This window comes from Nocardia spongicola (genome assembly GCF_047200775.1).
Lineage (GTDB): Bacteria > Actinomycetota > Actinomycetes > Mycobacteriales > Mycobacteriaceae > Nocardia.
This window is the reverse complement of the sequence record NZ_JBJZOO010000069.1, coordinates 1-429: the sequence shown is the minus strand read 5'-3', so window position 1 is coordinate 429 and position 429 is coordinate 1. Positions and strand designations below refer to the sequence as shown.

Below are 429 nucleotides of genomic sequence, written 5' to 3'. Positions count from 1 at the left end.
AGCAGGGAATTCGACCTAGTTCTCTTCGGCGCGACGGGTTTCGTCGGCACACTGACCGCGCAATACCTCCTCGGCGCCGCACCGGAATCCGCCCGCATCGCACTGGCCGGACGATCACTGGACAAACTGACCACCGTCCGCGACAAACTCGGCCCCCAAGCCGCGACCTGGGACCTCATCGTGGTCGATGCCACCGACCAGCCCGCACTGGACGAACTGGCCACCCGCACCACCGTCATCGTCACCACCGTCGGCCCCTACCTACGCTACGGAATGCCCCTGGTCGCGGCCTGCGCCAAAGCCGGAACCCACTACGCCGACCTCACCGGCGAACCACTGTTCATCCGCGACGCCATCGACACCTACCACGAACAAGCCACCGCCACCGGCGCGAAAATCGTGAACTCCTGCGGCTACGACTCCATCCCC

General features: G+C 65.7%; 1 protein-coding gene. It reads left to right on the top strand.

What is annotated here, in order from left to right:
- The coding region (locus ACL02S_RS24235) for a saccharopine dehydrogenase NADP-binding domain-containing protein (protein ID WP_412804803.1) at positions 1-429 on the top strand (429 nt) is incomplete at both ends.